Source organism: Halomonas sp. ND22Bw (assembly GCF_003011945.1).
Classification (GTDB): Bacteria; Pseudomonadota; Gammaproteobacteria; order Pseudomonadales; family Halomonadaceae; genus Halomonas; species Halomonas halophila.
Map to the genome: position 1 here is coordinate 1 of NZ_PXWD01000999.1, position 267 is coordinate 267.

Genomic DNA, 267 nt, shown 5'->3' on the forward strand with positions numbered 1-267 from the left:
GGCGCAGGCGCTGCACCCTCGGCCGCATCCAGCGTCAGCACCACCGAGCCCTGCTTGACCTTGTCGCCGACCTTCACCGCCACGGACTTCACCGTGCCGGCCGCCGACGACGGGATCTCCATCGACGCCTTGTCCGACTCCACGGTGATCAGCGACTGTTCCGCCTTCACCGTATCACCGACCCTCACCAGCACCTCGATCACCGCGACTTCGTCGAAGTCGCCGATGTCCGGAACCTTGATCTGTTGTTCACTCATTTCGAATCCT

The 267-nt window shown here is 63.3% G+C and carries 1 protein-coding gene; it reads right to left on the bottom strand.

What is annotated here, in order from left to right:
• On the bottom strand, nt 1–257 hold a 257-nt coding region (locus CVH10_RS21170; RefSeq protein ID WP_146143225.1), incomplete at its 3' end, for a biotin/lipoyl-containing protein.
• Between the last annotated feature and the right edge of the window lie 10 nt (nt 258–267).